At 68.6% G+C, this 10,723-nt stretch carries 4 protein-coding genes and 1 pseudogene; 3 read left to right on the forward strand and 2 right to left on the reverse strand.

What is annotated here, in order from left to right; genetic code table 11:
* The first annotated feature begins 1,515 nt into the window (after positions 1-1,515).
* The 3 genes from AB0H12_RS43635 to AB0H12_RS43645 all read left to right on the forward strand — a co-directional run bounded on the left by AB0H12_RS43635 (position 1,516) and on the right by AB0H12_RS43645 (position 5,347).
* Positions 1,516-3,045: a cellulase family glycosylhydrolase gene (locus AB0H12_RS43635; protein ID WP_499632197.1), complete on the forward strand. Its 1,530-nt coding sequence runs from the start codon at positions 1,516-1,518 to the stop codon at positions 3,043-3,045.
* A gap of 78 nt (positions 3,046-3,123) precedes the next feature.
* Positions 3,124-4,224 (forward strand): cellulose binding domain-containing protein, encoded by a 1,101-nt coding sequence (locus AB0H12_RS43640; RefSeq protein WP_499632200.1) that lies wholly within the window; start codon positions 3,124-3,126, stop codon positions 4,222-4,224.
* A gap of 337 nt (positions 4,225-4,561) precedes the next feature.
* Positions 4,562-5,347: an AAA family ATPase gene (locus tag AB0H12_RS43645; protein WP_499632203.1), complete on the forward strand. Its 786-nt coding sequence runs from the start codon at positions 4,562-4,564 to the stop codon at positions 5,345-5,347.
* A gap of 795 nt (positions 5,348-6,142) precedes the next feature.
* Here AB0H12_RS43645 and AB0H12_RS43650 read toward each other — a convergent pair.
* Both AB0H12_RS43650 and AB0H12_RS43655 read right to left on the reverse strand, forming a co-directional pair.
* Positions 6,143-9,889: a DNRLRE domain-containing protein gene (locus AB0H12_RS43650; RefSeq protein ID WP_499632206.1), complete on the reverse strand. Its 3,747-nt coding sequence runs from the start codon at positions 9,887-9,889 to the stop codon at positions 6,143-6,145.
* A 212-nt stretch (positions 9,890-10,101) separates the two neighbouring features.
* Positions 10,102-10,723: pseudogene (locus AB0H12_RS43655) on the reverse strand (hypothetical protein); the annotation flags it as partial.

A 10,723-nucleotide genomic window follows, 5' to 3' on the forward strand; every position in this document is an offset into this window, starting at 1 on the left:
GAGGCTGAGCCTGCGGGGGACGGGGTGGCGCACCGGCACCTGTGCGACGCCGTCGATACGGGGCAGGGCTACAACGACGACCTCCCCGCCCACCCACGGGCAACCGGCAGCCCCGGCGATCTGCCTCTCGGCGACACCCGCCGCGATCCGGACGTCCGGAAATCCCTGGACCGCGCCGCGCGACCGCGACGACATCCAGCGGCTCTTCTCCGAGCCCGGTTACCGGGGCCGCCCACCCCGGTCACCCTCGCCCGATGGGTCCACGACGAGCCGTTGACGCTCATACCGCCCGCGTTCCTGCCACACCGGAAAGCCGAAGACGGCGGCGGCAACCCGAACCGCTGCTTCGTGCCCACCTGTCGGTGCCGTCTGACGTCGAGCAGCGGCACCCCCGGGCTTGCGCGGCGGCGTTCGGCATCGAGCGCTTCTCTGTCGCGCCGTACCTGCCGATCGCCCGGCTCGTGCGGAACAAAGCCCGCCCTGGTCGCGGTCGACGGTCACGCCGAGCCTCGACCGGTTGCCGGGGCACACGGCGCCGGTCGCCGCCGACGGTCACCTCTGCGGCCGGTGGACATCGCGCTGACCGGAAAGGTGGTTCGCCACGCCCGCGGGCTGAATGTGCGGCCGACGTCTGACCCGACGCGGTTGCGGGGGACGGCGCACTCGTCCCACCGACCGCCGGTGAGCACCTCGTCTTGGACGTGCGCACGTCAAGGCGAGGTTGCATGAGCAGGCCGCTCTGGTGTGTTCCCGTGCGCCGGAAACGACTCCTCCACGGTCCGCCCGCAGTGCTCCGGTCGTCCGAGCGCTGCACCGCACGAATCGCCACATGGATGCTGCGTTAGAACCAAGCCGTCGATTCCCGTTTCGCCGAGCCGCCTCGTTCTCTCGCCCGTCACCACCTATTCGCACGCGCCCTGGCGCGACTGGGCACTGCCTGTCGACGGCCGCGTGGGGCGTTGTTGTTCGGGGCCATGGCGCTGGAGGAGGTCGCCCAGTCGAGCTCGATCTGGTTCGACCAGGACGGCAACGGTTCGGCGGCGGGGTCCGCGCCGGTGTGGTTCCCGGACAACACAACACGCCCGCCCGGTCGCACTGGGATGTCCCTGCGGCCGACCTTGACAACGATGTCAGGAGGAACATGTCGGCACCATCGGGTCTCGCACGGTGAACTGACCGGGCTCTCGCCCGGGTTTCGCCAATGAAGAACACCGACACCGGAGTCGGTGGTTCGAATTCAATGAATCGGCCACCCCTCCGGGTCTTGTCGACCGTTCTTTTCGGCGATCCTTGGTGGCGAAGTCGACGAAATGATACGCGTCAGACTTTTCCGGGCGCGGGTCTTCAGGTTCCGCAACTTGTTCGCTACGGTCGTCTCGGAAATGCTCCCCGGGCTGTTCAGGGTCCTGGTGGGGTGGTCCGTCTTCAACATGACAACCCTTTATTTCCGTCTGCGGCTTCGCTTCCGGAAGGAACGGCGGCGGACTGGGCTGTTACTCGCACAAGGGAGTGCTGATGTTCGGAAGAATCAGGAAGCGTCGCACGGCGCTGGCTGCGGTGGGTGCTGTGGTGTCCATCGCGGGAACGGCCTTGATGGCGGCGGCGGGCGGGTCGTGGGCGAGTGACGCGAGCACGACGGGGGCGTTCGCGTGCCGGGTCGACTACGCGACCAACGACTGGGGCAGCGGTTTCGGCGCCAACGTGACCGTGGCCAACCTCGGTTCGTCGGCGGTCAGCGGTTGGGCGCTGACCTACTCCTACGCCGGCAACCAGACCCTGCAGCACGGCTGGAACGGCAACTGGACGCAGTCGGGCAAGAAGGTCACCGTCACCAACCTGAGCTGGAACGGCACCATCCCGGCGAAGGGCAGCGTCTCGGTGGGGGCGAACTTCGCCTACAGCGGCACCAACGCCAAGCCGACGGACTTCGCGGTCAACGGCGCCGCGTGCACCGGCACCGACCCGACGACGACCACCACCACGACTACGACCACCACGACCACGACGACCACTCCGCCGGTTGACGGGCCGGCGCCGGAGCTGCGCGTTTCCGGCAACAAGCTGGTCACCGAGGACGGCAGGCCGTACCGGTTGTTGGGGGTGAACCGCTCCACTGCCGAGTTCGCCTGCGTGCAGGGCAAGGGCATGTGGGACGGCGGTCCGGTGGACCAGGCGTCGGTGGACGCGATGAAGACGTGGAACATCCACGCGGTGCGGGTGCCGTTGAACGAGGAGTGCTGGCTGGGCGTCCACGGCTCGCCCAGCGGCCCCGCCTACCAGCAGGCCGTCAAGGACTACGTGGACCTGCTCGTGGCCAACGGCATCAACGTGATCCTGGACCTGCACTGGACCTGGGGCGCCTACACGGACAGCCCGGACTGGCACTGCAAGGACGAGCACGCCGTGTGCCAGAAGCCGATGACCGACGCGAAGTACTCCCCGCAGTTCTGGACCGGTGTGGCGAACACGTTCAAGGGCAACGACGCGGTGGTGTTCGACCTGTTCAACGAGCCCTACCCGGAGATGGCCGCGAACTGGGACAAGACGGCGGGCTGGCAGTGCTGGCGCGACGGCGGCACCTGCGCGGGCATCCCCTACGAGGTCGCCGGCATGCAGGACCTGGTCGACGCGGTGCGGTCCACCGGCGCGACCAACGTCCTGATGCTGGGCGGCCTGGAGTGGGCCAACGACCTGCGCGAATGGCTGAAGTACAAGCCCGCCGACCCGTTGAACAACCTCGCCGCCTCGTGGCACGCCTACAGCTTCAACGCCTGCGCCACCGAGACCTGCTGGGACACCCAGATCGCCCCGCTCGCGGCGCAGGTCCCGATCGTGCTCGGCGAGTTCGGCCAGGACAACTGCGGCTTCGACTACATGCAGCGGCTGGTCGACTGGGCGGACGCCCACCACATCGGCTACCTGGCGTGGACGTGGACTCCGTGGGGCTGCACCACGGGCGCGGTGCTCATCAAGGACTGGAACGGCACGCCCGAACCCGGCGTCGGCGAGGGCCTGAAGGCCCACCTGCTCTCCGTCAGGCCGTAAGCACCCGCACCTGTCAAGACCCGGCCGGTCCGCCGCCTACCCCTCGGCGGGCCGGCCGACCTCAAGGAGGCCACCCTCATGTCCGCACGGAGCAAGCCCGGAACACCCGCTCTGTTCGCGCTGGTCACCGCCCTGCTGGCGGTATCGGCGCTGGTCGTGGCACAGCCCGCGTTCTCCGCCACCGCCCCGCCGGCGGCAGCGGCGCCGGTGCGGGTCATGCCGCTCGGCGACTCGATCACCGAAGCCCCCGGCTGCTGGCGCGCCTACCTCTGGGACCGCCTGCAGAAGACCGGCTACACCAACGTCGACTTCGTCGGGACCAATTCGAGCGGCGGCTGCTCGGTGCCGTTCGACACCGACCACGAGGGCCACAGCGGCCACTCGCCCACCGGCATCGCCGACAAGAACCAACTGCCGGCCTGGCTGGACGCCGCCCGCCCCGACATCGTGCTCATGCACCTGGGCACCAACGACATGTGGGGCAGCTTCCGCCCCATCGACACCGTCATCGCCGCCTACGCCAAGCTCATCGACCAGATGCGGGCCAACAACCCGAACATCAAGATCCTGATGGCCAAGATCCTCCCCATGCACTGCCCCGAGTGCACCCACGTAATCGCGCTCAACAACGCCATCCCGTCCCTCGTGGCGAGCAAGACCACCGCGCAGTCCCCCATCACCCTGGTCGACCAGTGGACCGGCTTCGACATCGCCGTCGACACCTACGACGGCGTGCACCCCAACGACGCCGGCTTCCGCAAGATGGCCGACCGCTGGTACCCCAGCCTGACCGCCGTACTCGACGGCACACCCACCACAACCACCAGCAGCACGACCACCACGACTCCGACCACCACCACGACGACCACGCCGGCCGGGGCCTGCACCGCGACCTACCGCGTGATCAACCAGTGGGGCGACGGGCTCCAGGGCGAAGTGACCGTGCGCAACGGCACGACGGCCGCGACGTCGGCGTGGACAGCCACGTTCGACTTCGGCGACGGCCGCGGGATCACCCAGGCGTGGAACGCCGACGTCACCCAGAACGGCACGACGGTGACCGCGCGGAACCTGACCTGGAACGGCGCCCTGGCGCCCGGTGGCACCGCCACGTTCGGCTTCCTGGCCGGCCGGAACGGCGCCGACACGACGCCCGCGGCCAGCTGCACGCTCAGCTGACGGCTCAATGGCACTGATCGCGGTCACGGTGCCGCCACCGTCAGGTGGCGGCACCCGCACCTTCGCCAGGAGACCGGCGTCGACGTGATCGTGGTCGGGGGAGTAAGAGCGGGCGTTCGCCGGAGGAGCCGGTGCGGTCGCTCATCCCGGGCTGTCGGCCGTAGGCCGGTGCCGGACAAGCAATCTCGACCGTCACGGCCTGTTCGGACGCCCTTCGGCGATGACCTCGTCGTCACGCCGGGCGGCGTCCCACACCAACTCGTGGGACTCGCCGGGCTTCGAGCCGGTGAACGGGCCAGCCCACTCCGACAGCGGAAGCGGGACCACGTGCACGCGCGTGATCAAGTACAACTGGGTCGGAGGTGTGTTGGTGCAACGGGTTGACGGTTCGAAGACGGGCCGCAGTAGTTGGTTGCGGACCAGCTCACCTGTTTTCATCGGGCGTGGCGAGCAGTTGGCCGTGCTGCGGGAGGCCGTCGTGCGCCGCCCGGCGGTCGTCCTGATCGAGGGCGAAGCGGGGGTGGGCAAGAGCAGGTTGGTGTCCGAGTTGCTCGCCGGCGACCTGGGTGCGGTGCTGCCGCTCGTCGGTTACTGCCGGCAAGTCGGTGAACCGTTCTCCTACGGCGCCCTGCTGGAAGCTCTGCGGGACGCTGGGCCGAGACTCCCCGGACAGCAGGATCTGAACCCTGTGGTCGGAGCCCTCGAACCACCGCTGCCGGAAATCGCTTCCGAGCTGCCCGCCCCGTTGCCACCGATCGGCGACCCGCGGGCCGAGCGGCACCGGCTCTTCCGGGCGGTGCGGGAACTCCTGACCGCGCTGGGCCCGGTTTTGCTGGTGGTGGAAGACCTGCACTGGGTCGATGACGGCACGCGTCAACTGCTGCGCTTCCTGGCCGGCGAGCCTCCGGCCAACATGGGCATGGTGTTGACCTACCGCCGGGAGGACCTGCACGGTCGTAGTCCGTTGGGCGCGGAGTTCCGATCGGCCGCCGGTGGCCTGGTCGCGCTGCTCCAGATCGAGCCGCTGGGTGTCGACGGTGTGCGGAGGCTGACCGAAGCCATCCTGGGCACGGAGGACGTTGTGCATGCCGAAAATGCCATCCGCGCAGGTCGGGCAACGTAGTGGTACTCGTTGAGGATGCTGCCCGACGGGGCCATCGTCGTGGGATCTTGATGACCTGGATGCCTGCGTCGGAGAACACGGCGTCGAACGAGGTGGTGAACTGGCCGGCCCGGTCGCGGATGAGGAACCGGAAGTCGTCGGCCCGGTCGTCGAGGTCCATGAGCAGGTTGCGGGCTTGTCGCGTGGTCGAGGGTCCGTCGGTGTTGGTGGTGGTGCCGAGGATGTGGACGTAGCGGGTGGCGACTTCGATCACGAAGAACACGTAGACGCGTTTGAGGGTGACCGCGCAGTCGACGTGGAAGAAGTCGCAGGGCCAACATGCTCGCGGCCTGTGCGCGCAGGAATCCTCGCCAGGAGTCGTCGCTGTCGCGCTTGGGCGCGGGCGGGATCCGCAGATGCTTGAGTACGCGGCGGATGGTCGAGGCGGCTACTCGGTGGCCGAGCTTGAGCAGTTCACCCTGGATCCGTCGGTAGCCCCAGCCGGCGTTCTCCCGTGCTAACCGCTCGATCAACATCGCGATGGTCGTCGATCGGTGGACGTCCCGTCGGATTCGGGACCACCGACCCGGACGAAGATCAGGTACAGCAGTCGTAGCGCCACGCCTTACGATCATGCCCCTACAGCTCATAGCGCGCGATGACCGCAGCACAACGCCTCGATGCAGAGTTTCAATCCTCACAGGCTGTTGTGGGCGGCCTTCACCGCCTCGACCGAGAAGTCGTACCTGGTACCCGCGCCGGAGCAGATCGGGCCGACCGCGGACGAAGACCGCGGTCGACCCAACGACCCAACTGTCAGTCGGTGCCTGAGATGTACTTGTCCGGCACGATGTCAGACGTGGTCACCCAGATTTTGAAGGGGTCTTTGTCCAGCACGCGGTAGCGCATCCACAGGACGTTCTGCCTGGCGCCACCGGACTCGTTCGCCGAGTGGTGGATCGGCAGCACCGAGTAGTCCCAATCCGGGCTGGCCGCCCCTTGGTGAGTCTTGGCGGGCGGGTACTCGTCACATTCCTTGTCTTTCCGCTGCGCATCGGTCCAGTTCGACTTGCAGAAGGACTCCACCGGACCGCGGTTCGCATTCTCGACTGTAGGGTCGGTTGACCTTGTCAGCGGTGCGGAGAACTCGTTCGGCGCGCCATTGCCCGGGAACCGCTTCCCGCCTCCGGGCTTGGTCGGCTTGGTCGAGTCCGGAGCGGTGAACGCCGTATTGATGTGCTCGGCGTACTCCTTGGCCAGATTTTTCGTCGAACTGCCGGTCGGCTTCGTCTTGACGTCGGCCGCCGTGCTGACGACCATCCTGGGCAGCGACCGGGTCAGGATGCACCCTCCCCAGTACATCGTCACGTGGGGCGAGGTGTCGCAGCGGACCACAGGCTCCTCGCCACGGTGTGCCCCGCGCACGCGCATTGGGAGCAGACCGAGGTTGCGGGCTTCCGCGAAGGGCTTGAGGGTGCAGGTGGCCGAGCGGTCATCGTTGGTGGCCTTCGCTTCGTCCGAGTAGAACGTGAAGTCGACGACCGTGGTGTCCGCGGCGGCCAGTTGGCTGAGCGTCCTGGCCGGTGCGGGGGCGCTGGTGTTGTCGCAGCCCGTCGCGTTCCAGCCGGGTGTCACGGTGATGCGGTTGTCCCACTCGGGTTTGTTGAACTTCCACACGTGGCTGATGCGACTCTTCGCGTATATCGTGCGGACGGCGGCGTCGGCCGGATCGGTGTGCCCCTTCGGGACCCTGCCGCCAGTGAAGGTCGTGATCAGGACGGTGAAGACGTAGCTCGCCTCGCCGACCTTGCGGGCGCGCCAGCCGAGCAGGTTCCACTCGATCTTCCAGTACGTCATGACGTGGGTGGACTTCGCGCACCAGCCGAAGGAGTTCTTCACCCAGCCTTCCCGGTGGTATCCGGTCTCGAGGTTGACGTACTTCTGGTTCTCCTGCTTGTCGCACTCCTCGAAGGTGGTGTGCTGATAGTGTTTGCGCTTCGGCGGGGCTTGTGCCGAGACCTGCGTCGCAGCGGCCGGCGGGTCGACGTAGGTGACGGTCAGCACCGGTGGCTGCCCGCCGGTTTCCGCGGACTGCCAGCCGTGGTCGTACAGCGGCGCCGTCGCGGACTCGTCCAGGCTGTGCAGCACCAGCCCGTGGTCGGTCTGCCCGCTGGCCCATGCCCTGGCGAGGTCGCCGATCTGCCATGTCCACGTGTCCTCGGTGGGGTCGTTCCCACAGCCGCTCGGGTCGGTCGCGAGCGCGCGGCCGTCGTCCGTGGCGGTCGGCTGGTCCCCCCACCACAGCGACGTCTCGGACCAGTCGCCGGTGATACGCCGGGCGACGATGCCGGATCCTTCCGTGCCGCAGCCGTAGGAGTCAGCGGCGCGGAGTTCGAGCCTGGCGTCGACGACGGTCTTCCCCTCCAGTGCCGAGGTGTCGAACCGCAGGTACGTGCGTTCGACGGCGCGGAAGTCGCCGGCGTCGAACACACCGGCCCACAGCACGTCGCCGTCGAAGTCGGTGGAGCCGTCGGTGTCGATCCAGCCGTCCGAGCGCAGCGGCAGCGTGATCACCACCGGGTCGGAGCCGGACTGGTCGGCCGTCGTGAACGACCACCCGTGCGGGGTCATCACGTTGCCCGAGTCGTCGGCGGCACCGGAGAGCTCGACGGTGTGGCGCGACGCGGCCGCCAACGGTGCTGCGGGCACAAACGTGACTGTCATGCGGTCGCCACTGGTCGACGTGCTGCCCGGCACCACGTCAGCGGCCGGTGATCGCAGGACGACCTGTGCGCCGCTTACCGGTTCGTCGAACGTCGCCGACACCGTCGTGGTCACCGGCACACCGGTCGCGCCGTCGACCGGCCCGGTGGCGGTGACGGCCGGTGGTGTCTGGTCACCTTCCCAGGCCGGGAAGCACTCCGGCGCCTGCGGGCCGCCACACCCCGGCAGTACCTCCGACCAGTCCTCCTCGACATCCGGCCGCGAGTTCTCCTCCCCGGGGCCGTACCCCTGCGTGGCCGACTTCTGGATCTCACGGGCCTGGTCCAAGTCCACGGCCGGGGCCGCCGACTCCTGCTCGGGCGTGCCGACCCGACTGGCCACCGCCTGCTCGTAGGTGATGGACCCGGGTTCGATCCCGCCGGTCAAGGACAGGATCTCCTCCTGCCGGGCCGGTTCGTAGTCCACGAACAGCACCGGTCCTCGGCCGCTGGTGCCGGTGTACTCCGAGGACCGGTACTGCCGCCAGTTGGTGGCGTCCGACTCGCTGACCGCGCGCAGTTGCAGACCGTGGTCCGGCGCGCCGCTCGCCCATTCCTGCACGATGGTCTCGACGGAGTAGTACAGCTCGCCCACACCCCATGAGCAGGTGTCGCTGTAGGCGGCGCGGTTCGCGGCCTGCCCTGCGGTCGTGGTCGACGGCTGGGCATTCCACGTCAGGGTCGCCGGGTTCCACGCGCTGGTGATCCGGCGTGCCACGATGCCCGATCCGACCGCGTCACCGCAGTCGTTGGACCGGTAGTTCCACATCCGCAGGTCGGCGTTGAGGATCTTGGCGCCGTCCAGCTCCGTGCCGTTGACGACGAACCGGACGTAGGTGCGCCACGTCTCGGTGCCGTTGGACGACTTGCCCGCCCGCAGCCAGGTCGCGGACGCCTGGGAGTTCGGGTATTGCGCGCTGGAGACGAACGTGTCCTCGTCCAGCCCCAGCCCGACCCAGTCCGACGGCACCGCGACGGTCACCGGATAAGTCGCCGTGGTCTTGAGAAACTCGGCGTCGGGCGTGATGGCGAGCACCGGGCCGGCGCCGTCCTTGTCCACCGACACCATCGCCGACGACCGGTGGCCACCGTCGGCGTCACCGGCAGCGGCCTGCGCGTCCAGCACGGCCGCGTGCGAGAGGTCCGCCTGCTCACCCGTCGCGTCCAGCAGCCGGGTCCGGCCGGTCGGCTCGGTGTCGTAGCGGAACGACTTCGGCAGCGTCACCGGCACGCGGAACGTCGGCGGGGACTTCGGCCGTTCCCGCAGGACGATCCGCTGCTCGAACCCCGTGGCGGTTGCCGTCACGACGAGGTCCGCCCCGGGCGCGAGGGCGTCGCGGTAGGTCGCGGTATCGCCCTCCAGCCTCGGCTTGGGGAGCTCGCCGGGCCACCGCACGACGGAGGTGCCGCGGTCGTGCTTGGCGACCAGGTCGGAGGAGCCGCCGCTCGGCAGCACCAGCACGCCCTTGGTCGCCTTGGGCCGCACCACGCCGCTCTCCTCGACCAGCGTGGTGTCGATCGGCGTCCACGTGCCGTTCTTGCGCACCCGGACCGGCGTGCTCGTCAGTTCGCTGTGCAGCGTCACGCCGTCCGGGTTGGCCCAGGTGGTGGACTTCTCCTCGCGCAGTGACTCGATCACGATCCGCTGGCCGGTCTCCTTGGCCTTCCGCTTGGCGGCGGCGACCGGATCCGCTGTGTCGACGCGCGCTGGAGCGGCCTGGGCTCCGGCCACCGGCACCACCGCGGTCAACGCCGACGCCGTGAACGCCGCGACCGCGATACACGCGACCGCGGCCCGCATCCTTCTTATCCGTCGTCTTCGCATGATGTCCCCCCTCGGCCCGCCCGCCTCCCACATCAGCGGGACCCCAGCACCAGCAAAGCGGCTCGTGGCCTCACTCAGCCGTGTCCGAACGAAGCCGAACGAAGCGGAACGAAGTCGAACACCCGCGAACGCCCCGACTCCGACCTGAACTCCAGAGGACAAACGGGATTTCACCCAATGCCCGGTACTTAAGGATTTCCGTGCTCCTGCAAGGAAGTCGGCGACCGCGTCGTGGCGGCGTAGAGCCCAGGGCCGATCTTGTGGATGAGTCCGCTGACGGCCCATCGGGAAAGCTGTCTGTACATGGTGTCGAGGGTGATGTCACCGAAGTGGACCGCGATGTCGCGAGGTCGCCAAAGACGGGTGGGATTTTCCTGAAGCAGAACCAGAATCCGATGCCTGCGACGCTCCGCTGGGGTGATATTTCGGTCGTCCCGGGAGGCAGTGGGCAGCGCGCGCTGTGCATCCGGGGGTTCCAGGACGCTGATGTCGAGGGCGGTGAGGGTGCGGCTTCGGTCGGGTCTGCCGTCGTCGCGGCGTTCGTTGTAGCGGGAGATCGGGGATCTGACCTTGCGGGTGCTCACCCGTGGGCGGCGGGGCGGAAGGAGTGCGGCCAGGACCCGACGCGCGATGACCCCGGATTTTTCGTTGCTGTCGACGATGATTCCGGCCGCCTGGACGACCTGGTCGCGGGCGGCGTGCAGGGCGGTGGTGGACCCGCAGCGGTCCGGGTCGGTGCCGGGCCGGGACTCCGCGGCGTCGACCATGACGGTGCGCAGGAGTTGGTAAAGACTGAGCAGGGACCACATC

Source organism: Actinosynnema sp. NPDC023794 (assembly GCF_040639675.1).
In the GTDB taxonomy this organism is placed as follows: domain Bacteria; phylum Actinomycetota; class Actinomycetes; order Mycobacteriales; family Pseudonocardiaceae; genus Actinosynnema; species Actinosynnema luteola.

Bases quoted from the DNA above. Each gene is read 5' to 3' on its own strand.
- AB0H12_RS43635 (WP_499632197.1), top strand. From the start codon at position 1,516: ATGTTCGGAAGAATCAGGAAGCGTCGCACGGCGCTGGCTGCGGTGGGT.
- AB0H12_RS43640 (WP_499632200.1), top strand. From the start codon at position 3,124: ATGTCCGCACGGAGCAAGCCCGGAACACCCGCTCTGTTCGCGCTGGTC.
- AB0H12_RS43650 (WP_499632206.1), bottom strand. From the start codon at position 9,889: ATGCGGGCCGCGGTCGCGTGTATCGCGGTCGCGGCGTTCACGGCGTCG.